This window comes from Janthinobacterium sp. GW823-FHT03B06, assembly GCF_058796955.1.
Window position 1 is genome coordinate 63,541 of the sequence record NZ_JBXAJE010000003.1, and the last position, 21,716, is coordinate 85,256.

The 21,716-nt window shown below is 62.7% G+C and carries 18 protein-coding genes; 8 read left to right on the plus strand and 10 right to left on the minus strand.

Annotated elements, in window-relative coordinates; genetic code table 11:
• Nucleotides 1-37 precede the first annotated feature (37 nt).
• Both AC1RBA_RS11300 and bamE read left to right on the plus strand, forming a co-directional pair.
• A complete protein-coding gene (locus AC1RBA_RS11300) occupies nucleotides 38-835 on the plus strand; it encodes a hypothetical protein (protein ID WP_492418219.1) in 798 nt (265 codons plus the stop codon).
• The gene (bamE, locus tag AC1RBA_RS11305; RefSeq protein ID WP_492418221.1) at nucleotides 832-1,140 is read left to right on the plus strand and encodes an outer membrane protein assembly factor BamE domain-containing protein; all 309 of its coding nucleotides are present in this window, start codon (nucleotides 832-834) and stop codon (nucleotides 1,138-1,140) included. Before AC1RBA_RS11300 ends, bamE begins: the two co-directional genes overlap by 4 nt.
• Before the next feature lie 95 nt (nucleotides 1,141-1,235).
• Here the strand turns inward: bamE and AC1RBA_RS11310 are convergent, their stop codons facing one another.
• The 3 genes from AC1RBA_RS11310 to AC1RBA_RS11320 all read right to left on the minus strand — a co-directional run bounded on the left by AC1RBA_RS11310 (nucleotide 1,236) and on the right by AC1RBA_RS11320 (nucleotide 6,568).
• Nucleotides 1,236-2,891 (minus strand): methyl-accepting chemotaxis protein, encoded by a 1,656-nt coding sequence (locus AC1RBA_RS11310; protein ID WP_492418222.1) that lies wholly within the window; start codon nucleotides 2,889-2,891, stop codon nucleotides 1,236-1,238.
• A 441-nt stretch (nucleotides 2,892-3,332) separates the two neighbouring features.
• Nucleotides 3,333-5,486: a DEAD/DEAH box helicase gene (locus tag AC1RBA_RS11315; protein WP_070217721.1), complete on the minus strand. Its 2,154-nt coding sequence runs from the start codon at nucleotides 5,484-5,486 to the stop codon at nucleotides 3,333-3,335.
• Nucleotides 5,487-5,686: 200 nt separating this feature from the next.
• A complete protein-coding gene (locus AC1RBA_RS11320; RefSeq protein ID WP_492418224.1) occupies nucleotides 5,687-6,568 on the minus strand; it encodes an alpha/beta fold hydrolase in 882 nt (293 codons plus the stop codon).
• A 135-nt stretch (nucleotides 6,569-6,703) separates the two neighbouring features.
• On the opposite strand from AC1RBA_RS11320, the gene AC1RBA_RS11325 reads away from it, so the two are divergent.
• Complete coding sequence (locus tag AC1RBA_RS11325; protein WP_492418226.1) at nucleotides 6,704-8,320, plus strand: M28 family peptidase; 1,617 nt, start codon at nucleotides 6,704-6,706, stop codon at nucleotides 8,318-8,320.
• A 117-nt stretch (nucleotides 8,321-8,437) separates the two neighbouring features.
• Here the strand turns inward: AC1RBA_RS11325 and AC1RBA_RS11330 are convergent, their stop codons facing one another.
• The 3 genes from AC1RBA_RS11330 to AC1RBA_RS11340 form a co-directional block, all read right to left on the minus strand.
• The gene (locus tag AC1RBA_RS11330; RefSeq protein ID WP_070217725.1) at nucleotides 8,438-8,854 is read right to left on the minus strand and encodes an SRPBCC family protein; all 417 of its coding nucleotides are present in this window, start codon (nucleotides 8,852-8,854) and stop codon (nucleotides 8,438-8,440) included.
• Nucleotides 8,855-8,994: 140 nt separating this feature from the next.
• Nucleotides 8,995-9,693: a dienelactone hydrolase family protein gene (locus AC1RBA_RS11335; RefSeq protein ID WP_492418228.1), complete on the minus strand. Its 699-nt coding sequence runs from the start codon at nucleotides 9,691-9,693 to the stop codon at nucleotides 8,995-8,997.
• A gap of 88 nt (nucleotides 9,694-9,781) precedes the next feature.
• Nucleotides 9,782-12,724, minus strand: a complete 2,943-nt coding sequence (locus AC1RBA_RS11340) for a DUF6701 domain-containing protein (RefSeq protein ID WP_492418230.1) — start codon at nucleotides 12,722-12,724, stop codon at nucleotides 9,782-9,784.
• A gap of 115 nt (nucleotides 12,725-12,839) precedes the next feature.
• Between AC1RBA_RS11340 and AC1RBA_RS11345 the strand changes: the two genes are divergently transcribed.
• Nucleotides 12,840-13,844, plus strand: coding sequence for a GlxA family transcriptional regulator (locus AC1RBA_RS11345; RefSeq protein WP_070312576.1), 1,005 nt, complete (start codon nucleotides 12,840-12,842; stop codon nucleotides 13,842-13,844).
• A gap of 12 nt (nucleotides 13,845-13,856) precedes the next feature.
• On the opposite strand, the gene AC1RBA_RS11350 is transcribed toward AC1RBA_RS11345, so the two are convergent.
• Nucleotides 13,857-14,090 carry a hypothetical protein gene (locus AC1RBA_RS11350; protein ID WP_070312575.1) on the minus strand — a complete coding sequence of 78 codons (234 nt, stop codon included), beginning with the start codon at nucleotides 14,088-14,090 and terminating at the stop codon, nucleotides 13,857-13,859.
• A 116-nt stretch (nucleotides 14,091-14,206) separates the two neighbouring features.
• The gene (locus AC1RBA_RS11355) at nucleotides 14,207-15,313 is read right to left on the minus strand and encodes an S-(hydroxymethyl)glutathione dehydrogenase/class III alcohol dehydrogenase (RefSeq protein WP_492418232.1); all 1,107 of its coding nucleotides are present in this window, start codon (nucleotides 15,311-15,313) and stop codon (nucleotides 14,207-14,209) included.
• A 216-nt stretch (nucleotides 15,314-15,529) separates the two neighbouring features.
• On the opposite strand from AC1RBA_RS11355, the gene AC1RBA_RS11360 reads away from it, so the two are divergent.
• The 3 genes from AC1RBA_RS11360 (at nucleotide 15,530) to AC1RBA_RS11370 (ending at nucleotide 18,417) form a co-directional block, all read left to right on the plus strand.
• A complete protein-coding gene (locus AC1RBA_RS11360) occupies nucleotides 15,530-16,984 on the plus strand; it encodes a PQQ-dependent sugar dehydrogenase (RefSeq protein ID WP_492418234.1) in 1,455 nt (484 codons plus the stop codon).
• Nucleotides 16,985-17,116: 132 nt separating this feature from the next.
• Entirely contained in the window at nucleotides 17,117-17,560 is a 444-nt protein-coding gene (locus tag AC1RBA_RS11365) for a thioesterase family protein (RefSeq protein WP_070217768.1), read from the plus strand.
• A 71-nt stretch (nucleotides 17,561-17,631) separates the two neighbouring features.
• Nucleotides 17,632-18,417, plus strand: coding sequence for a substrate-binding periplasmic protein (locus AC1RBA_RS11370; protein ID WP_492418235.1), 786 nt, complete (start codon nucleotides 17,632-17,634; stop codon nucleotides 18,415-18,417).
• Here the strand turns inward: AC1RBA_RS11370 and AC1RBA_RS11375 are convergent, their stop codons facing one another.
• Together AC1RBA_RS11375 and AC1RBA_RS11380 are read right to left on the minus strand one after the other, a co-directional pair.
• A complete protein-coding gene (locus AC1RBA_RS11375) occupies nucleotides 18,418-18,960 on the minus strand; it encodes a DUF3016 domain-containing protein (RefSeq protein ID WP_492418236.1) in 543 nt (180 codons plus the stop codon).
• Nucleotides 18,961-19,098: 138 nt separating this feature from the next.
• Nucleotides 19,099-19,602, minus strand: a complete 504-nt coding sequence (locus tag AC1RBA_RS11380; RefSeq protein WP_070292412.1) for a DUF3016 domain-containing protein — start codon at nucleotides 19,600-19,602, stop codon at nucleotides 19,099-19,101.
• Between the two features lie 434 nt (nucleotides 19,603-20,036).
• Here AC1RBA_RS11380 and AC1RBA_RS11385 point away from each other — a divergent pair, with 434 nt between their 5' ends.
• The gene (locus AC1RBA_RS11385; protein WP_492418238.1) at nucleotides 20,037-21,548 is read left to right on the plus strand and encodes a DUF3369 domain-containing protein; all 1,512 of its coding nucleotides are present in this window, start codon (nucleotides 20,037-20,039) and stop codon (nucleotides 21,546-21,548) included.
• The last annotated feature ends 168 nt before the right edge of the window (nucleotides 21,549-21,716 follow it).

The window sequence follows — 21,716 nt, forward strand, 5'->3', positions numbered from 1 at the left end:
TGCGTGACTGCCGCGCAAAAAGGCGTAGCATCAAGCCATGCCTACTTACCGCCCTCTTCTGCTGCCCCTGCTGGCAATGCTGTTCCATGGCACTGTTGCGCTGGCGCAAACCGCGCCCGTGCCGCAAGTCAAGGTGGACGCCACGCGCGACCCCGTCGACAAATCGTATCGCAAGATGCTGCAGGGCGTCGACCGCTTCGAGCGCGACCATGCGCTGGCGCCGCAGGCCGTGCTGCGCTTTCGTCTGCTGCCGCGCCAGCCCGGCGTGGACATGACGGGCGTGCAGCTGCGCATCGCCGGCGACACCGTCAGCATCCCCTTGCCGCTGGCCGAGGACAACAGCTTTGCCCCCGTGCGCAATGCACAGGCCGCGCGCGAGGATGCCGTGCTGATCGCCAACCGCAAGGCGACCACCATGAGCTGGCGCGCGCAGGTCATCACGCCCGGCTTGCCGCCCGGCACGCGGCGCCTGGGCGACCTGCGCCTGGAATGCCGCGCCGGCATGGATTCGGGCCTGATCTCGAACGACCCGCAAATCATCGCCTGGCTGTCCAGCATGCTCTACAGCACCGACAAGGTCTGCTCGCAGCCGGACGGCAATTATCTGTTCTTCACGGACCGGCCCCTGTTCGGCGTGACCCTCGTGCATGGGGAGCGGCGCCTGGCCCTGCCGTTCAAAATGCTGTATGCGGGCGGCGAGCAGACGCCCGCCTCGCTGCCCTATTGCGATTGCCAGGTGCTGCTCGACCGCACGTATTACGCGCCCCTGTGGGATGCCAGCTGGCCCGACGATACCCTGCTGGAATTTGACTATATGGACGAGGTGGCGCCATGAAGTGGCTGGTATTTCCCGTGCTGGCATTGCTGGCTGCCTGTTCCGGCACGCGCGCCTTGCAAGCAAGCAAGAACGTACCTTACGCCACCCTGGAACAGACGGTGCAACCGGGCAGCAGCACGCGCGAACAGGTGCGCGCCGCGCTGGGCGAGAGCACGGCCATCCGTTTCGACAGCGGCAATGAAGTGTGGATGTACACCTACCCGGCCGCCTCTGGCGCGCAGGGAGAATATGTCATTTTGTTTGGCGGGGATGGGGTGGTGAAGAAGGTGCGCAGCGAGGACGTGTACCGGGTGAAGAAGTAAGAGTAACCCCACAGACAAAACCCGGGGGGAATGCTCCCAATGGGAAGCATTCCGGTCACGCAGTGACTGACCCCAGCCTTTCGCCGTTGGGGTAATTATCTTGCCTTCAGCAAGGCCCGTGCCGCCACGCCCGCGCCCGCGCTACGCCCCACGCCGGCAGCCTTGCGCTTGGGCGAGGCCTTCAATTTGAAGATGCCGATCGACTGGGCCACGCTCTCGGTGCGCTGCGCCAGGCTGGTGGCGGCCGCGGCCGCCTGCTCGACCAGGGCCGCATTCTGCTGCGTGATGCCATCCATGTGGATGACGGCCTGGTTGACTTGGCCGATACCCTGGTTCTGCTCGCGCGTGGTCGAGGAAATCTCGTCCATCACTTCCGTCACGCGGGCCACCGAGGCGATCACTTCCGTCATGGTGGCGCCCGCATTGCTGGTCAGCACGCTGCCCGCATTCACGGTGGCGATCGAATGGTCGATCAGGTTTTTCACCTCTTTCGCCGCCGTGGCAGAACGCTGCGCCAGGCTCCGTACTTCGCCCGCCACGACGGCGAAGCCGCGGCCGTGCTCGCCTGCGCGCGCCGCTTCCACGGCCGCGTTCAAGGCGAGGATGTTCGTCTGGAAGGCGATGCCGTCGATCAAGCCGATGATGTCGAGAATCTTGCGCGACGACGAGCTGATCTCGTCCATCGTGGTGACCACTTCGCTGACGATGGTGCCGCCCCTGGCCGCGACGGTCGATGCCTGCACCGCCAGGTCATTGGCCGTGGCCACGTGGTCGGCGCTGTTTTGCACGGTCGATGTCAGCTCTTCCATGCTGGCCGCCGTCTGCTCCAGGCTGGACGCCTGCGACTCCGTGCGGCTGGACAAGTCCATATTGCCCGTGGCGATTTCCGCCGTGGTGATGCGGATATCCTCGAAGTTGGCGCGCACGTCGCCGATGATGCTGTGCAAGTTGATATTGGTCTGGCGCAAGGCCGCCATCAATTGACCCATATCGTCGTCGCGCACCTTGTCGATCACGCCCGTCAAGTCGCCCCCGGCCATCTTGCGCGCCACCGTAATGGCGTCGCCCAGCGGCGCGACGATGGAATTGTGCAGATGGGCCCAGAAATACAGCATCAGCGCGACGGCGGCAGCGGCGGCGCCGCTGAGCCAGCTGCGCGTGGCCGTGCTCGTGTCGCCGTCGATATTCCACACGGCGCAGCCGAGGATGGCCAGCACCACGCCCAAGATGATGCAATGCAGGGCGATGTCTTGCGACAGGCTCAGCTTGCGCCACTCGGCCAGCTTGGCGGCCCAGCCCTGGCGCACGACGCGGCCATTGCGGATCGCCAGGTTCGCGCTATTGCCGTCTTTAAAACTTTTATACAGGGCTGCCGCTTCGTTGATCTGCTCGCGCGTGGGCTTGGTGCGCACGGACATATAGCCGATCGGGCGGCCGTTTTCGATGACGGGCGTGATATTGGCGAAGACCCAGTAAAAGTCGCCATTCTTGCAACGGTTCTTGACCATGCCGGTCCACGGCATGCCCGTCTTGATGGTGTCCCACAGGTCGGCAAACGCTTCAGCCGGCATATCGGGATGACGCAGGATATTCTGTGGCGCACCCAGCAGTTCCATTTCTGAAAAACCGCTGACCTCAATGAAATACTGATTGGCGTAATTGATGTTTCCCTGTAAATCCGTGGTGGAAACAATCGTCATGCCTTCATTTAATACGTATTCATTTTGCGTGATAGGCGTATTGACCCGCATCGTCGCTCCTCTATTTTTATCAACTAGCATAACAAAATCATAAAAACAATATACCACATCAAGCACCCATGATATATCGCCCCGGCGGCAGTGACACTGGTCAAAAAATTTAATAAAAACCAATTCATTTATGTTTTAGAATTTACTTTGATTCAACTAGATTGATTTTATTGAATGTAAAATTCAAATTGGAAGCAGACACAATAATTAATAAAAAATTATGTATCGATGCGGCAGCCAATAAATATGGTGTTTGCGCCGATAAAAAAACGCGCAAGCGCCGCAATATGCGCCGGCCCATGACGGGGCCTGCCGCCAACCATAACGCCGCAACCACGAACATTTCTTGAGGGAAAATAAAAACTGGCGCGAACGCGCCAGTGGGGGAACTGTCTCCAATCCGCGACACAGGCGCCGGGGAGGCGCCTGTGCAGGGACAGCTTACTTGAATGATTTACGCGGTGGCGATTTCGGACGCGGCGGCGCAGGCTTGCGCTCCGTCGTGCCGTCATCGAGGCTGATGCGCAGTTTCTGGCCCGACACGACGACCGATTTCAGGTGGTCGAGGATTTCCGGCGGCATGCCTTCCGGCAGGTCCAGCACGCTGTAGTTGTCAAAGATATCGATGCGGCCGATATGCTTGGCTTCCAGGTTCGCTTCGTTGGCGATGGCACCCACGATGTTGCTTGGCGTCACGGCGTGCTCACGGCCTACTTCGATGCGGTAAGCCGTCACGCCTGGACGTGGACGTTCCTTCTTCGGCGCGCGCGGCGCAGGTGCTGCGTCGCCCGCGTCCGCTGGCGCATCCTTGAACGCTGGCGCGGACTTGGCTGCAAACGGCTTGCGCGGCGCGGCTGGCGGCGCCAGGTCCGGCGCGTCGCCGTCGCGGCTGATGCGCAGCTGCTGGCCCGCGACCCACACGGTCTTCAGCTGATCCAGCAATTCTTTCGGCATGCTGTCTGGCAAGTCCAGGACGCTGTAGTCGTCATAGATTTCGATGCGGCCGATGTTTTTCGAATCGATGCCCGCTTCGTTGGCGATGGCGCCCACGATATTGCCCGGTTTCACGCCATGCTGATGACCGACTTCAATACGGAAGGTCTGCATGCCGGCGTCGGCCGGACGCTGGATGCGTTCCTTTTTCGGGAAGGCCGGGCGTTCGCTGCGCTCGTTACGGTCGAAGCGGTCACCGCGTTCCGGACGGTCGTTGCGCTCAAAACGGTCCTGGCGCACAGGACGGTCGTCTTGCCACGTGGCTTGCTCGCGCGCTTTGTTCTTGTCCAGCAGCAGCGGCGTATTGCCACGCGCCATCTTCGCCAGGGCGGCGGCGATCTCGATGGCGGGAATGTTCTGTTCGCGCTCGAAATCCTCGATCAGCGACTGGAACTGCTCCAGTTCGCCCAGGGCCAAGGTTTCGCTGATCTGTTCCTTGAACTTGGCGATGCGCACGTCGTTGACGGCCTGGATCGTCGGCAATTCCAGCATGCCGATCGGCTGGCGGGTCGAGCGTTCGATGGCTTTCAGCAAGTTCTTTTCACGCGGGGTGATGAACAGGATCGCTTCGCCGCTGCGGCCGGCGCGGCCCGTGCGGCCGATGCGGTGGGTATAGCTTTCCGGATCGTGCGGCACATCGTAGTTGACGACGTGGCTGATGCGCTCGACGTCCAGGCCGCGGGCGGCCACGTCGGTTGCCACGAGGATGTCGATCTTGCCGTCTTTCAACTGCTGGATCGTGCGCTCGCGCTGGGCTTGCTGGATGTCGCCATTGATGGCGGCGGCCGAGAAGCCACGCGCTTGCAGCTTGCTGGCCAGCTCTTCCGTGCCCAGCTTGGTGCGGGCGAAGATGATCATGCCGTCAAACGCTTCCGCTTCCAGGATGCGCGTCAGCGCGTCGAGCTTGTGCATGCCCGACACCAGCCAGTAGCGCTGGCGGATGTTGTCGGCCGTGCCCGTCTTGGCGGCGACCGTCACTTCGGCCGGGTTCACCAGGTAGGTGGTGGCGATGCGCTTGATGACGGAAGGCATGGTGGCCGAGAACAGGGCCGTTTGATGGCCGTCTGGCGTTTCTTTCAAGATACGTTCGACGTCGTCGATAAAGCCCATGCGCAGCATTTCATCGGCTTCATCCAGCACCAGGGTTTTCAGCTTGGACAGGTCGAGCGAACCCTTGTCCAGGTGATCGATGACGCGGCCTGGCGTGCCGACGATGACGTGCACGCCGCGGCGCAGGGCCGACAGCTGCGGGCCGTAGCTTTGGCCGCCGTAGATCGGCAGCACGTGGAAGCCGGGAATGTGGGCGGCGTACACCTGGAACGCTTCGGCGACCTGGATGGCCAGTTCGCGCGTCGGTGCCAGGACCAGGGCTTGGGGTGAGCTTTGTTTCAGATCGATGCGCGACAGGATAGGCAAGGCGAAGGCGGCGGTTTTACCCGTGCCCGTTTGCGCCTGGCCCAGCACGTCGCGGTTGGCGAGCAATAATGGAATCGTGGCCGCCTGGATAGGCGACGGTGTTTCGTAACCGACATCCTTGAGCGCGCGAATCAGCGGCTCGCTCAGGTTAAGGTCGGAAAATAAGGAAATTGGTGTATCAGACATGAAATCACTCACAAGTTCGCTCGAATCGCCCAATGCGAAAGAGTGTATCTGCTAGTTTACTCTTTACTGGACCTTACCGGGTGGAACGAGGCGGCAGAACGCCATTTTTTGCATCCTAAAACGCAGAAAAATCGGCGATCCGCACGCAATTGGTGCAAAAACCAAGCAATATTATGTGTTTTGCAATAGATTCGGCTGTTTTACAGATGCGCCTCGATATTGCTTGCCGCATCGACCGAGTGGCGCAAGAACTCCAGCAAGTCCTCGTTCAGGCGGTCCTTGTGCGTCGTCGCCAGGCCGTGCGGCGCGCCCGCATACACGAGCAATTTGCTGCCGATGATGAGCTCAGCCGTGCGCCGCGCCGAGGCGGCGATCGGCACGATCTGGTCGTCGTCGCCATGGATCACCAGGGTCGGCACGTCGAATTTGGCCAGGTCGCCCGTGAAATCCGTTTCGGAAAATTGCTTGATGCACAGGTAGGACGCCGGCATGCCCGCCTGCATGCCTTGCAGCCAGAAGTGCTCGCGCACGCCCTGCGACGGTGTCGCGCCGGGCCGGTTATAGCCATAAAAGGCCTCGCTCAAGTCGCGGAAGAATTGGCTGCGGTCGGCCTGCACGCCCGCGCGGATGGCGTCAAACGCGGACAGCGGCAAGCCCAGCGGGTTTTCCGTGGTTTGCAGCATCAGCGGCGGCACGGCGCCCACCAGCACGGCGCCGGCCAGGCGCTCGGTGCCATGGCGGCCGATGTAGCGCGCCACTTCGCCGCCGCCCGTCGAGTGACCGACGAGGGTGGCGCCCGTCAGGTCGAGCGCGGCTATCAGCGCGGCCAGGTCGTCGGCATAGGTATCCATGTCGTTGCCATCGAAGGGCTGGCTGGAGCGGCCATGGCCGCGCCGGTCGTGCGCGATGACGCGGTAGCCGCGCGCGGCAAGATAAAACATCTGGTCTTCCCAGGCGTCGGACGACAATGGCCAGCCGTGGCTGAAGACGACGGGCGGGCCGCTGCCCCAGTCCTTGTAATAAATCAAGGTGCCGTCGGCGGTACGCAGAGTATTGGTTGAATGCAAGTCAGGGGTAGTCATGGAACGCTCCTTGTCGGTGGGCCAGCGGCCATTGTGGCCGCAATCGGCTTGCGCACGCCGCGCGCTACGCCAGAGCATTGCGGTAGAGTAAGATTGCCGCTGCTTTGCTTTCCCGTATTCACTTTTGGAGTTGTCATGCGCTTTCCCGTCGTCCTCGCCGCCAGCCTGTTCAGCACGGCTGCCCTCGCCCAACCGCTCGTTGCCGAAGCGCCCTTGCGCGCCCATCTGTCCTTCCTGGCCGACGATTTGCTCGAAGGACGCGGCACGGGCCAGCGCGGCGGCGACCTGGCCGTGCGCTACCTGGAAACGCAGGCGGCCGTGGCCGGCTTGCAGCCATTGAAAGATGGCAGCTACCGCCAGGCGCTGACCATCGTCGGCAGCAAGGCCTTGCCATCGAGCACAGTGACCTTCAGCGCAGGCGGCAAGACCTTGTCTCCCGCCTTCGGCAAGGACATCGTCTTTGGCGCGGCGAATGGCCAGCAGACAGTGGCGTTCGACGCGCCCGTGGTGTTTGCCGGCTACGGCATCCGCGCGCCCGAGGAACGCTGGGACGATTTCAAGGGCATCGACTTGAAGGGCAAGCTCGTCATCATGATGGTCAACGACCCGCAGCCGACCGCCGCCGAGCCAAACCGTTTTGCCGGCAAGTCCCTCACGTATTACGGCCGCTGGGTCTACAAGTACGAGGAAGCGCTGCGCCAGGGCGCCGCCGGCGTCTTGCTGATCCACACGACCGAGTCCGCTTCCTACCCGTGGTCGGTGCCCGCCAACGGTTTCGGCCATGAACGCTTCAACCTGGCCGGCGCGGGCAATGCGATGGAAGGCTGGCTGCAGGAAGATATGGCGCGCGCCCTGTTCCAGGCGGGCGGACAGGACCTGGACGCCTTGCGCGCCCAGGCCGAAACGCGCGAATTCCGCCCCGTGGCCCTGAATGCCACCGTCAAGGTGAAACTCGACAGCCAGATCCGCAGCATCGAGCAATTCAACGTGGCCGGCATCGTGCCGGGCACGGACCCGAAGCTCAAGGATGAAGCCGTCATTTACTCGGCCCACTGGGACCACCTGGGCAAGGATGAGGAAGGCAGCGCCCGCGCAGGACAGAGCGACCATATCTACAACGGCGCCATCGACAATGCCTCGGGCGCGGCGGCCCTGCTGGCCATGGCGCAAGTGGCCGTGAAACAGCCGGCGCGCCGCACACAGATCTTCCTGTGGCCGGCCGGCGAGGAAACGGGCATGCTGGGCAGCACGGCTTATACGCGCGCGCCCCTGTGGCCGCTGGCCAAGACGGCAGCCGACCTGAACCTCGACAGCATGAATTTCGTCGGCAAGACGCACGACATCGGCGTGGCCGGCGCCGAGCGCAGCAGCCTGTACGCAAGCGCCGCCAAGGTCGCCAAGCGCATGGGCTTGCGTTTGGCGCCGACCATCCCCGACCTGTCCGGCGCCTTTTACCGGGCCGACCATTTTGCCTTCGCCAAGGCCGGCGTGCCCGCCTTCAACGTGGGCTCGGCCGTGTTTTCCGGCGACGGCTCGTTCGACTTCGTCAAGGAGCCGACAGCGTCGAGCGAGCGTCTGGTCGCGTTTAAAAAGGATTACCACCAGGTCACCGATGAGTATCACCCGTCGTGGGACTTGTCGGGCATGGTGCAGCAGGCGCAGTTCACCTTGAACCTGGGCTACGAAGTGGCGAACGACAAGAATTTGCCGGTATGGAACAAGGGCGAGGCATTTGGAAAAGTGAAACGCTGACGTCAAGCGTAGGTCGGATTAGCGGGGCATCGCCCTGCGTAATCCGACAACATTGTCAGCAGAGTTGGTGGTGTCGGATTACGCGGCGTAGCCGCTAATCCGACCTACCTCGTTGATTCAAATCGCCATGATGCGTTTCAGGTCGACGAATGCCGTCTCGTACAAATGCTGGAACGCGCCCACCATGACCTCTTCCACGCCTTCGGCCGCGTCGAACTCGCTAGACCATTCGGCCACACAGGAAGCGGCGCCCGGTTCGCCCGTGACGCGCAATGTGGAACGGTAGTTCTTGACGGGGATCGGGCCCGAGACGATGGTGTAGCTGTAGCTCTTGTCCGCTTCGCTGTAGCTTTGCAGGCGTTCGGCGATGATGGCGCCGTCCGTGGTTTTCAGGCGGCGCACGCGGCCGCCGTGTTCGGACAGGCTGGTCTTGATCGAGCTCGACCATTCAGCCAGCGACTGGAAGCCGCCGATAAAATCCCACACTCTTTCGGCGCTTGCCGCCAATGTTACAGAAACAATTACTTGGGCCATCTTTAATTCGGTTCCTCATCCAGGTTTGCCGGGCGCCGCGCCCGGCCGGCCGGAGTTGCCCGGCACAGCCGCTATTTTAGCGCCCATGCGGCTTTGCTGCTGGGCGCGCAAGGCCGGCGATCCTGTTTTCGGCGCAAGTCTTACAGATTTTCCGCCAAGAAAATCAGAGAATTGCCGTGCGCGTGGGCCGCCGCGCGCTGCTGGTAGCTGTCGCGGTGGGTGCAGTTGAAGCCGTGCTCGGCGCCCGGGTAGATATGGATTTCCACGTCTTGCCGGTCTTCGAAGCGCTCGGCGATCTTTTGCACGGCTTCCGGCGGGATATGGCTGTCCTGGCCGCCGAAATGCATGAGCAGCGGCACCTCGATCTTGTCGGCCAGGTCCAGCTTGTTCTGGATGCCGCCGCCGTAATAGGCGATGGCGGCGTCGACCAGACCGGCCGCGGCGGCCTGGTACGACAGGCGGCCGCCGAAGCAGTAGCCGACCGAAGCGAGCTTGCCCGTCGCTTCCGGACGCGCGCGCAGGACGGCGACGGTGGCGGCGATATCGGCGTCGGCGTGCGGATTGTCGGTGGCCTGCATCAGTTCGACGGCACGCTTCCAGCCGTCCGCGTCATAGCCGAGTTCAATGTGCGCGCCGGCGCGCCAGAACAGGTCCGGCACCAGCACCACATAGCCATCGGCCGCGTACTGGTCGGCCACGGCACGGATGTGCTCGTTGACGCCGAAAATTTCCTGCAACAGGATGATGGCGGGGCCCTTGCCCACGTGCGGCACGGCCAGGTAAGCCTGGAAGCTGCCGTCCGGGCCGGCGATATCGATCCACTGCGAAGTTGTGCTCATAGAAACTCCAGTCTGAGGTTGGGGAGGATGCCACAAGCAGGCATGTTACTGGTTTTTCGCCGTGTCTGCGCCCGCCCTTGGTCCAGGCTCAATACATCTCGCGCAGGTAAATCACGGGACCCGATCTGAGGATGCCAAAGACGACGTGCCCCAAGGTGCTGGGCAGGTAATGCAAGCCGCTGACAGACACGTCGACGCTACCCGCCACGCCGGGTGCCAGCAAGACCAGTTGCCCATTGGGTGGAGGCAAGGCGCCTTGCTTGAATGCATAGGTGCCGCCCTGCACTTTCAGAACGCCATTGCACGCGCCAGCGCCTGAGGTAAATCCCTTGCCGCAGTTGGCTAGCGTGACCCCGGCACTCCCGAACTGCGTGACGCTATCGGACACATTGCCCAGCCAGCCGCTATTCCAGTATTGCACCTGTACGGGCAGGCGTATAGGCAGGCGCTCGGAACCGTAGCTATGGGGCACCATGATGCGGCCCGTAAGCACGGTCAGCTTCGCTTCCGTGCCGGCATCGGACGGCGCCGACGTCACGGCGGTGCCGCCGGCATAGGTAGTGGTGGCGCGGAACAGCACGTCGGTCGGCGGCGCCAGCGCGACCGTACCGGCCGGTACCGCAAATGCGCCGGGAAAGCGGTAGGCGATCTGGCTGCTGGCCACGCCCGCCGTGAAGCTGGAGGGCGCGATGCCCGTCACGGTCGTTTGCGCGGCAGTCCCGTCGCTCAGCCGGCTGCCCGACGGCGCCGCCGGCGGAGAGGCCGTCAGGCCCGTGGCGGCATCGTAGGCGCGCAAGGCCACCTGGGTCGTCAAGGCCGTGTCGCGCCCGTCGAAGTTGAGCGTCGTCCCGTTCGTGGCATTCTGCGCCGTGACGCGCAGCTTGAACGGCTGCTGCGCATAGATGAAACTGCCCGCCGCGCAGGACAATGGCGCCTTGCAAGGCATGGGCTCAGTGCCAGGCACCTCCGTGACGAAGTGGTGCGGGATGAATTGCACGCTGTTGCTGGCGCCCGTGGTGAACGGCGGGATGACGCCGTTGACGGCGGGCGGCGGGGCCCCGAGGTAGGTGGCCATCGTCGCCGTAAATTGGACGGTGCCCGCTTCCGCCCAGCTCAGGTTGCTGGCGGTGCCGATGCCGTTGTTAAAAGTCAGGCTGCCCGCGACTGCGGGGTTGGCGGCGCCGGAAAAGGTGGGCGCGACGAGACTACTGCCCAGCAGCACCGTCTGCGCCGTCGTTTCCCTGCCAAAATTGGCCGTCACGGCGTCGGTCACATTCACGGCCGATACGCTGATGCGGATGGCGGGCGCCACGGGCAACGCGGCCAGGCCCGCCCGCTGCGGCGTGGCGATGGCGCTGAACACGAAACGCTGGGGCCCCACGATGACAGTGCCGCTGCCCGTCATGGTCAGGCCGCTGTCGCTGCCGCTGGCCGGGGCATACGTGGCCGTCAGGCCCAGCGCACCCGCATCGGCGTACAGCATGTTCGGCGTGGCCAGGCCGTTGGCATCGAAGGCCAGTTGCACGGCGGTACCGTTCGCGCTGCAGGCACTGCCCGCGTTGGCGGCCAGGGGTTTATACGTGCCATCCTTGTCCTGTATGCGCGCGGGCAAGGTGCCCGTGCCGGGATTGGCGTAGTTGCAGCGCAGCTGCAAGGTCTTGTTCTGGTTGGAAAACAGGGGCACGCAGGCGCGCGGATTCGATGCCGACGCCTGCAGCGCGCTGATGGCGATGGGCCCCTCGGCCTCGGCATAACGGGGGAGGCCGCTCACCTGCAGCGCGCTGCTGACAAATGCCATCTGACAATTGGTCACGCTGCCGTCGATGCTGCTCTTGCAAACCAGCGCCCCCGTCGTCGCCGGCGTGCTGCTCAGGCCCAGGGGAACGTTGCTGGCCGGCGTGGTCTGCGCCACGCTGGACGCGGCCGTGCCTGTCGCCGGTAGGGTCGCGTTGAGTTGTGCCACGGCGCCGCCCGGCGTCAGCGTGACCTGGGCCGCGCCCGTGTAGACGGTGCTGCAGGCCGCGTCGGCGCAGGCCGTCACGGTCACGGGCGCGGGCGCACAGCTGAGCGCCGAAGGCGGATGCGTGATCTGGAAGTGATCCGGCCCGGCCTGGGTACCCGGGCCGCACTTCGGCCCCATCGGCTCATTGAAAGCCCAGCCGCTGTTGTTCGTCACGCAACTGCACGGGTTCGACGGCGTGTAGGCCTTGCAAGTGATCGTCTGCTGCACGCGGCCCTGCCAGCCCAAGGTGATGTGATCGACCTTGGCGTTGCCCGTGATATAGGCGTTGGACGAGTCGAGCGTCACCTCGCCGGCGTCCACATTGCCCTTGATGCCATTGCCGGAAGCGATCGACAAGGAATTGCTGGCGTCCACGTCGCCCGTGACGAGCAGGCCCGATGCCTTCAAGTCGATCGTCGGCGATTTCAGATTGCCCGTCACCTGGCTGCCGGAACCGATGGTCAGCGAGGTGGTCGCCGTGATATCGCCCTGGATGCGGGTACTGGAAGCCAGGATATTGACGACGGTGCCGCTGATGGGACCGTTGATGACGGAACCCGAAGCGATTTCCACCGGGCCCTTGGCGCTGATCTTGCCCGTCACCTTGACGTTGTTCGAGCCCATCTTGATGGTGGTGGCGGAAATATTCGCCGTAATGGTCTGTTCCTGCGCGCCCATGAGGAAAGTGCCGCCCTCGGCGCTCAAGCTGCCCCCCGTCACTTTCAGGTTCGACGGATTGATGTCCTTGATGTCGAGATTGCCCTTGACCGTCAGCGCGGCATTGCCGCTCATCGTCAAGCCCTGGTTGTAGCTCATCGCCAGGGAACTGTTGACCGTCACGCCATACGCGCTGCCGATGACGATGACGTCGGTGGAGCCCAGCGCCAGCGAGGCGCACGTGTATTGCAAGCCGTCCGTGCTCAGGCTGCAGCCGCTGACGGTGCCGCCATTGAAGTTGAGCGTGGCCGCGTGGGCAAGCGAGGAGCCCAGCAGCAATGTCAGGACGGCAAAAAAGTGAAGTAAGCGCACGATATCGAGGAATCCGGTGGGTGGGGAGCCAGCGGGCGCGCGGATTATTCCATGCTAATCTACGCCATCGCTGTTATTGCATTATGGCAGTATTTATCTCCTTCACGCATATCGCATGATCAAGCAAAGCCCCAAAGAATTCCCCCTGCGCACCGTCGACATCATCGTCTATCCCGGCTTCAAGGCGCTCGAAGCCATCGGCGCCATGAAAGTGTTTGACTACGCCAACACCCATTTGCGCCTGCGCAATCTGCCCGGCGGCTACGACGTGCGCATCGCCTCGACGGCCATCGGTCCCGTCGAGTCCGACACCCTGATGTCGCTGCACGCCAGCAAGGCGCTCGACGCCAGCCGCCTGCCCGACCTGGCCGTCATCGTCGGCTGCCACCACGTCGAGCAAGTCTTGCAGGACATTCCCGCCCTCGCCGCCTGGGTGGCCGAGGCGGCGCCCCGCATCGATACGCTGGCGGCGCTGTGCACGGGCTGCTTCTTCCTGGCCGAGGCCGGTGTACTCGACGGCAAGAGCGCCGCCACGCACTGGAGCGCCGTGGACAGCCTGCGCCAGCGCTACCCCCAGATACAGGTCAATGCGGATGCGATTTTCGTGCGGGAAGGGAAATTCTGGACGTCGGCCGGCGTGACGGCCGGCATCGACCTGGCGCTGGCCCTGGTGGAAGACGATTTCAGCCGCGATATCGCGCTCGAAGTGGCGCGCGACCTGGTCGTGTATCTGAAGCGGCCCGGCGGCCAGTCGCAGTTTTCCGTGCACCTGTCGAGCCAGATGACGACGCATCCGACCATCCGGCAATTGCAGGGCTGGATCATGGAGCATCTTGCCGACGAGCTCACGGTGCCGCTGCTGGCAGCCAGGCTGGCCATGAGCGAGCGCAATTTTACGCGCGTCTTCCAGCGCGAAACGGGCACCAGTCCCACGGAATTCATCGACACGGCGCGCTTCGAAGTGGCGCGCCGTTTGCTGGAAGACAATGTGTCTTCCTTAAAACAGGTGGCCGTGCAGGCGGGCTTGCATAGCGAGGACAGGCTGCGCCGCCTGTTTCAAAAGAAACTCGCCATCACGCCGCGCGACTACCGCGAACGCTTTTCCAGCACGGCGCGCTAGGCGCAGCGAAGGTCAGCGCGGCTTGCCGTGACGCACGTGGCGCGTGGCCACTTGGCGGCTTTGCCGGGCCAGCGGCGTAAACAGGAGTGCGCACAGCAGATAGGTGGCCAGCAGCGCCAGCCAGATGGCGGGCGTGGCGAGGATGGCGACATTGCTCCACCACAAGGCCAGCAGGGAAGACAGGGCCGCGCCGAGGAAGACGGGCAGCATGCGGCGCAAGGTCGCGAGATAGGCAGTGGCAAACATGGACGGCTCCCAAAGCAAGACATGATGTCTTCACACTAGCAGGGGCAGGCAGCGAAGTACAGCCTGCCGCCCAGCCCCGTCCGTCAAGTGTTGCGCAATGAGTACATCCGATAAGATTAGTACAACACGACGGAACGGATCGATTCGCCGCTCTTCATCAGGTCGAAGCCTTCGTTGATGCGTTCGAGCGGCAAGCGGTGCGTGATCAGGTCGTCAATGTTGAGCTTGCCTTCCATATACCAGTCGACGATCTTCGGCACGTCCGTGCGGCCGCGTGCGCCGCCGAAGGCGGAACCGCGCCATTCGCGCCCCGTCACCAGCTGGAACGGACGCGTGGAGATTTCCTGTCCCGCTGCCGCCACGCCGATGATGAACGATTTGCCCCAGCCCTTGTGCGTGCACTCGAGCGCCTGGCGCATCAGGGTCGTATTGCCCACGCATTCAAAACTGTAGTCGGCGCCGCCGTCCGTCAGTTGCACGATGGCGTCGACCACGTTGTCCACTTCGTTCGGGTTGATGAAATGCGTCATGCCGAACTTGCGCGCGATGGCCTGGCGCGCCGGGTTGATGTCGATGCCGATGATCTTGTCGGCGCCGACCATTTTCGCCGCCTGGATCACGTTCAGGCCGATGCCGCCCAGGCCGAACACGGCCACGTTGGCGCCCGCCTCGACCTTGGCCGTAAACAGCACGGCGCCCACGCCCGTCGTCACGCCGCAGCCGATGTAGCAGACCTTGTCGAACGGCGCGTCTTCGCGGATCTTGGCCAGGGCGATTTCCGGCACGACGATGTAATTGGAAAAGGTGGACGTGCCCATGTAATGGAACAGCGGCTGGCCATTCAGCGAAAAGCGGCTGGTGGCGTCCGGCATCAGGCCGCGGCCCTGGGTCGAACGGATAGCCTGGCACAGATTCGTCTTTTGCGACAGGCAGAATTTGCACTGGCGGCATTCCGGCGTGTACAGGGGAATGACGTGATCGTCCTTTTTCAGGGTCGTCACGCCCGGGCCCACGTCGACGACGACGCCGGCGCCTTCATGGCCGAGGATGGCAGGAAAAATACCTTCCGGATCGGCGCCGGACAAGGTGTAGTAATCGGTATGGCAAATGCCCGTGGCTTTGAGTTCGACCAGTACTTCGCCGGCGCGCGGGCCGGCCAGGTCGACTTCTTCGATGGTCAGCGGGGCGCCCGCCGTCCAGGCAATCGCGGCTTTGGTTTTCATGGGGTGTCTTCCTGCTCGGTTTCAGATGCGCCATTATCGGACGCCGGTGAGCGGGGCGGCGCAAGGGACCCCGCGCTTGTCTGAAAACGCGGCGCATTTGTCCGATGGCGCCGCACGTTTGTGCCAGCTCAATCTTCCCGCCCTACAGACGCGCATTCTTGGCACAAGCCCAGCACCGATCGAGCAGCCATTGCCGCGTTCCCGCAGGAGACTGACATGCGCCCTTTCCTTCACCGCTCTGCCCGCCCCTGGCTGGCCCTGCTGCTGGCATGCTGCCTGGCCCTGCTGACCGCCTGTGGCGGCGGTGGCGACGACGACCCCGCGCCCGGCTCCACCACAGGCAGCCTGGCGGTCAGCATCGGCGGCTTGCCGGCCGGCGTGGCGGGCGCCGTCACGGTCACGGGGCCTGCGTCGTACAGCAAGACATTGACGGCAAGCACCACCTTGACGGACCTGGCGCCCGGCGCCTATACGCTCAACGCCGCCAGCGTGGTGCAAGGCACGGGGACCTTGGCGCCCACGCCCGTCACGCAGCAGGTACAAGTCAATGCGGGGGCGACGGCCAGCGCCAGCATCCAGTATGCGGCGGCCGCGCCGCTGGCCCTGCGCCTGCAGGAAGTGGCCAGCGGCTTGAGCGCGCCCCTCTTCCTCACGGCGCCGCCCGGCGACAGCCGCCTTTTCATTGTGGAGCGTCCCGGCCGCATCCGCGTGGTGCAGAACGGCAACCTGCTGGCCACGCCCTTCCTCGACATCAGCACGCTCACCACCACCAGCGGCGAACGGGGCTTGCTGTCGATGGCCTTCCATCCACAGTACGCCAGCAATGGCTATTTTTTCATCTACTACACCAACCTGGCCGGCGATATCGTCATCGAGCGCAGACAAGTGTCGGCCGGCAACGCCAACGTGGCCGATCCCCTGTCCGCGCTGACCATCCTCACGATTGCCCACCCCACGTTCAGCAACCACTATGGCGGCTTGCTCAGTTTTGGGCCGGACGGCTATCTGTATGCGGGCACGGGCGACGGCGGCGGTGGCGGCGACCCGCCCCGCAATGCGCAAAACACGAATGTGCTGCTGGGCAAGCTGCTGCGCCTGGATGTCAACGCCAGCACGGTAGCCCAGCCTTACGCCATTCCGCCCGGCAACCCATTTGCCGGCACGGCGGGCGGGCGCGGAGAAATCTGGGCCTACGGCTTGCGCAATCCGTGGCGCTACGCCTTCGACGTGCCGGCCCAGCTGCTGTACATCGCCGACGTGGGCCAGGCCAACTGGGAGGAAGTAGACGTGCGTCCCGTGGGCCAGGCGGGCAACAACTATGGCTGGAACATCATGGAAGGCGCGCACTGTTACAACAGCGCCAGTTGCAATCAGGCGGGTCTGGTATTGCCCGTTATCGAATACGACACCGGCAGTGCGGGCAACTGCTCCATCACGGGCGGCTATGTGTACCGGGGCACGGCCTTGCCGGAACTGACGGGACAATACCTGTATTCCGACTACTGCGGCGGCTGGCTGAAAAGTTTCAGCTACAGCAATGGCGCCGCCTCCGCTGTGACAGACTGGGGCATCACGAACGTGGGCAACATCCTGTCCTTTGGCCAGGATGCGCAAAACGAGCTGTACATGCTGAGCGGCACGGGCAAGGTGTACCGGATTGTCCGTAAATAAGCATAGGCCAGTCAGCGTGCGCAAGCAGTCATGGCAGCGCACGCCTGAGGCGGCGTTTTTCGACGGGGCACGGCGAACCGGCTAGAATTGGATTTTTTCGCCGCGCCCTGCGCACCAGCCCAAGAGAACACCATGGCCCGTTTGAAACTTGAATTCCCTGAAGACCAGTACTGCTATTCCTCGCAACTGACGGTACGCACGACGGACATCAACGCTGGCAACCATCTCGGCAACGATTCCATGATTTCCATGATTTCCGAGGCGCGCGCCCGCTTCCTGTTCGAATATGGCGTGCGCGACATCGAAGCGGACGGCACCGGCATCATCGTCACCGACCTGGCCACCACCTACCGCGCCGAAGCCCATGCGCGCGACCAGCTGCTGTTCGAAGTGGGCGTCATGGATTTCAACAAGTATGGCGGCGACATCACCTTCCGCATCACGCGTCCGCGCGACAACACCCTGATCGCGATGGCCAAGTCCGGCTTTGTCTTCTTCAACTACAAGCGCAGCCAGGTCGTGCCCATGGCGGAAGAGTTCGCAAGCAAGTTTCCACTGGTGAACTGGATCGATTGAAGGATCGATTAAACGGGCCGTCATGCCGCCATGCTGTATGCTTATCAGGAAGACATTAAATCTGGAGCGGCATGCAATCAGCAATCACGGCAAGACTCTGCCTGGCCCTGGCCCTGCTGGGCATGTTGCCGCCCGCCCTGGCCGCGCCGCAAACCGTCATCCTGTACGGTGACGATGACTATGCGCCGTACAGCTATGTGGAAAACGGCGCCTTCAAGGGCATGTACATCGATATCCTGCGCCAGGCGGCCAGCCGGATGCCCGGGTACCGGCTGGAACTGCAGCCGCGCCCCTGGAAACGGGGGCTCGATGCGCTGGAAAAAGGCAAGGTTTTCGGCTTGTTTCCGCCCGGACGCAAGACGGAACGGCCATACGTGCAGCCGTACTCGGCCATGCTGCACCGCGAATCGGTGGTGCTGTTTTGCCATGACGCCGTCATGCGCACGCCGCGCACGCACTTCCCGGCCGACTTTGCGGGCCTGACCATCGGCGTCAACACAGGATTTTTACTGTCGGAAAAATTGATGGTGCCCGCCCGCCAGGGGCTGCTGCGCCTGGATGCGGCCAAGGGCAATGAGGCGAATCTGAAGAAACTGGCCCTGCGGCGCATCGATTGCTACGCCAGCGACCGCGGCGCGGCACGCCATACGGCGCGCCGGCTGCAAGGCGAACTGGCCGGCTACGGTTTTCACTTGCGCGAAGTGCTGGAACTGTCGTCCGAAGCCACCTACATCGCCTACAGCGCGCGCAACACGCCTTCCTACAAGACCGATTTCATCGAGAAGATGAATGCCGCCCTGCTTGCCATGCGGCAGAACGGCCAGCTGGCGCACATCGAAGACGCTTATTTGCGTTGATTACCTGCGCTGAACGGCGCGCGGCTGCAAGGTCAGGACGGGACTGCTGCGGCCCTGGGGCTTGACGCCGAAGGTATTCTTGAACCACTCGTCGATCATGCGCTTTTCATAGCGCAAGGCATCGTTGCTGGAATAACGGTTGATATGTTGCAAATAGGACATATCCGACAGATAAGCATTGCCGCTGGCAATGACTTTGCCATGCTGCTCGAGCGTATAGCGCAAGCGCAGACGGGGCCAGTCAGCACGGCCCGTCATCACGCGCACATCGAAGGCGCCGCGGCGCGCCGGGTCTTCGCGTCCCGCCAGGTCGACATCGGTGATCTCGATTTTGAGGTCCTGACCTGGGGGCAAGCTCTTGCCCAACCAGCTGAAGTGATCCGCCAGGCCCGCCAGCACCTGCTCCCGGTCGCGCGAGCTGAACGGCACGTCGGAATAGTCGTCGGGTTTTTCGAACGTCACCTGGACGCCCGCCCAGGCACTGCTGCCCGCAGCCAGCGCCAAGGCGGCTATCCATGTTTTCGTCATCGTGGAAATACGCATATGCCTTCCCTCCAGAAAGTTCACGGCCCGGCGGCAGCTCCATGCCGGCCTCTGCCTGCCCTGCTTGACTATAGCCTGAAGTGAACATTTCCGGAGCGCAATACGTTTCGCGTGGCGCCACGCGACTGACCGGGCCGTTTACTTGCGCGCGTGGCGCTTTACCTTGATGCCAAAGGTATCGGCATACCAGTCATCGATCATCAACTTTTCATAGCGCAACTTTTCATTGCTGAAGTAAGGATTGAGACGGGTCAGGTACGACATGTCGGACAGGGCAGCATTGCCGCTGCTGATGACCTTGCCATCCTGTTCCAGCACATAGTGCAGGCGCATGCGCGGCCAGTCGACCCGGCCATTCATGACGCGGATATCCTGGCCCGCACGCAGCGACGGGTTTTCACGTCCCGCCAGATCCACGTCCGTGACGTCGATTTTCAAGGTTTGCCCGGGCGGCAACAATGCGCCCAGTTTCTCGAAATGCCGGCTCAGTTCCTTCAGCACGTCGTCGCGGTCCTGCGGATTGAACGGAACGTCCGTGTATTGATCCGGTTTGCTGAACCGCACTTCAGTTCCTGCCCAGGCCGCGCTGCTGGCCAGCAAGGCCAGGCCGGCGATCAGGGCGCGTGTCGTTTGCTTTTGCATGATGTACCCTTTCAGGAAATATGAGTGGCATGGAGCCACTTCTTATGCCTGTCCAATATAGCGCGCTCCAGTCCCTTCTGGCGCGTAATTCATACCTTGTTACTTTTCCGGTTTTTCGCCAAGAAGGAAAGACGCCGTATTTTTTTGCAGATTCATTAGCAATATTAATTAAAACAAAGTATTGTCTTGAAAATATAGTTGCCTAAGCGATAAAGTATAGATAGTGTAGACAGCATGGATTTAAAGTGCTTTTTTAGCACGTGTGTTGCATGATTTTAGTCAATTGTTCTTGCTTATTGTTAATACTTAGCGGTCGGTCTACAATCGACAGAATGCGCCCGAAAAACGCGCAACGCCGGTCATGGCGCACAGGAATTCCTGGCGCGGGCGTCTCAGCATTGCGTCAGTTATGCCTTTTAGCGGAACTCGCCCTTATGTCATTTTTGTCATCTGCATCGCCCAAGTTACCTCCCTGGAAAGTCCTGCTCGTCGATGATGAACCCGACATCCACGACATCACCGAACTCACGCTGAGCCGTTTCCGTCTCGAGGGCCGCGCCCTGAGCTTTGTGCATGCGTACAGCGGCGCCGAGGCCAAGCAGGTGCTGGCGCGCGAAGAGGGCATCGCGCTCGTCTTCCTCGACGTGGTGATGGAACGCGAAGACAGCGGCCTGGAGGTGGCGCGCTGGATGCGCGAAGACCTGGGCAACCAGTTTACGCGCATCGTGCTGCGCACGGGGCAGCCGGGACAGGCGCCGGAAGAACGGGTGATCGTCAACTACGACATCAACGACTACAAGGAAAAAACCGAGCTCGACCGCACCAAGCTGTTTACCACCACCTTTGCCGCCCTGCGCGCCTACCGCGACATCATGAAGGTGGAAGAGGCGCGCCAGGCCCAGCTGCACTACCGCGAAGGCCTCGAGCGCGTCATCGCCGCCTCGGCGCACATTTTCAAGCAGCGCAACCTGCGCGACTTCGCCAGCGGCCTGCTGCAGCAAGTCGTCGCCCTGCTGCGCCTGGAAACGAGCATGCTGCTGCGCCTGCGCGGCGCCAGCGCCATCACGGGCGAGCAGGACTATGAAATCCTCGCGCAGATCGGCGACCATGAAGCCGATGGCGGCATCCTCAGCCCGTCTCTGCTGTCGCAGCTGGACGACGCCAAGAGCAATAAAATTTCGCGCCTGCATGGCGACACCTATGTCGGCTATTTCCCCAACAGCAGCGGCAAGGCCTCCCTGCTGGTGCTCAAGGGCGTGGAAGAGATTTCCGACCTCGACGCGCAATTGCTGGAAGTATTTTGTTCCGGCGTGGCGATCGCTTTCGACAACATCCTGCTGACGCAGGAAATCACCGATACCCAGGCCGAGCTGATCCTGCGCCTCGGCGACGTGGTCGAATCGCGCTCGCACGAAGGCGGCAACCACGTGCGCCGCATGGCCGAAGTGTGCCAGCTGCTGGCGCAGGCCTCCGGCATGTCGGAAGAAGAAACCATGGTGCTGCGCCACGCGGCGCCCATGCACGACATCGGCAAGATTTCCACGCCCGATGCCGTGCTGCTGAAACCCGGCAAGCTCGACGCGGCCGAGTGGGAAATCATGAAACAGCATCCGACGGTGGGCATGTCCATCCTCGACGGTTCGCAGCGCCCGCTCTTGAGGGCGGCCGCCGTGATCGCCCACCAGCACCATGAAAAATTCGACGGCAGCGGCTACCCGCAAGGCCTGGTGGGCGACAACATCCACAAATACGCGCGCATCGCCGCCGTCGCCGACGTCTTCGACGCCCTCATGCACAAGCGCTGCTACAAGGATGCCTGGCCCCTCGAGCGCGTGGTCAGCTACCTGCGCGAAGTGAGCGGCAGCCATTTGGACCCGCAGTATGTGGAGTTGCTGATTGCGAACCTCGATGAGGCGCTTGCGCTGAATCAACGTTTCCCTGATTAAAAGCTGGCGGTGGTGTCGGATTACGCGGCCTTGCCGCTAATCCGACCTACGTAGCATGCCTTGAACTAACGCTTCCCCGATAAAAAGCTGGCGTAGGTCGGATTAGGCCGCAGGCCGTAATCCGACACCACCGGCAGCCACGCCAACGATGTTGTCGGATTACGCGAT

Excerpts from the sequence above, each read along its gene's own strand:
- AC1RBA_RS11385 (WP_492418238.1), top strand. The coding sequence starts at position 20,037 with ATGTCATTTTTGTCATCTGCATCGCCCAAGTTACCTCCCTGGAAAGTC.
- bamE (WP_492418221.1), top strand. The coding sequence starts at position 832 with ATGAAGTGGCTGGTATTTCCCGTGCTGGCATTGCTGGCTGCCTGTTCC.
- AC1RBA_RS11310 (WP_492418222.1), bottom strand. The coding sequence starts at position 2,891 with ATGCGGGTCAATACGCCTATCACGCAAAATGAATACGTATTAAATGAA.
- AC1RBA_RS11355 (WP_492418232.1), bottom strand. The coding sequence starts at position 15,313 with ATGAAAACCAAAGCCGCGATTGCCTGGACGGCGGGCGCCCCGCTGACC.
- AC1RBA_RS11320 (WP_492418224.1), bottom strand. The coding sequence starts at position 6,568 with ATGACTACCCCTGACTTGCATTCAACCAATACTCTGCGTACCGCCGAC.
- AC1RBA_RS11300 (WP_492418219.1), top strand. The coding sequence starts at position 38 with ATGCCTACTTACCGCCCTCTTCTGCTGCCCCTGCTGGCAATGCTGTTC.
- AC1RBA_RS11325 (WP_492418226.1), top strand. The coding sequence starts at position 6,704 with ATGCGCTTTCCCGTCGTCCTCGCCGCCAGCCTGTTCAGCACGGCTGCC.
- AC1RBA_RS11315 (WP_070217721.1), bottom strand. The coding sequence starts at position 5,486 with ATGTCTGATACACCAATTTCCTTATTTTCCGACCTTAACCTGAGCGAG.
- AC1RBA_RS11375 (WP_492418236.1), bottom strand. The coding sequence starts at position 18,960 with ATGCGTATTTCCACGATGACGAAAACATGGATAGCCGCCTTGGCGCTG.
- AC1RBA_RS11335 (WP_492418228.1), bottom strand. The coding sequence starts at position 9,693 with ATGAGCACAACTTCGCAGTGGATCGATATCGCCGGCCCGGACGGCAGC.
- AC1RBA_RS11330 (WP_070217725.1), bottom strand. The coding sequence starts at position 8,854 with ATGGCCCAAGTAATTGTTTCTGTAACATTGGCGGCAAGCGCCGAAAGA.
- AC1RBA_RS11360 (WP_492418234.1), top strand. The coding sequence starts at position 15,530 with ATGCGCCCTTTCCTTCACCGCTCTGCCCGCCCCTGGCTGGCCCTGCTG.
- AC1RBA_RS11370 (WP_492418235.1), top strand. The coding sequence starts at position 17,632 with ATGCAATCAGCAATCACGGCAAGACTCTGCCTGGCCCTGGCCCTGCTG.
- AC1RBA_RS11365 (WP_070217768.1), top strand. The coding sequence starts at position 17,117 with ATGGCCCGTTTGAAACTTGAATTCCCTGAAGACCAGTACTGCTATTCC.
- AC1RBA_RS11345 (WP_070312576.1), top strand. The coding sequence starts at position 12,840 with ATGATCAAGCAAAGCCCCAAAGAATTCCCCCTGCGCACCGTCGACATC.
- AC1RBA_RS11350 (WP_070312575.1), bottom strand. The coding sequence starts at position 14,090 with ATGTTTGCCACTGCCTATCTCGCGACCTTGCGCCGCATGCTGCCCGTC.
- AC1RBA_RS11380 (WP_070292412.1), bottom strand. The coding sequence starts at position 19,602 with ATGCAAAAGCAAACGACACGCGCCCTGATCGCCGGCCTGGCCTTGCTG.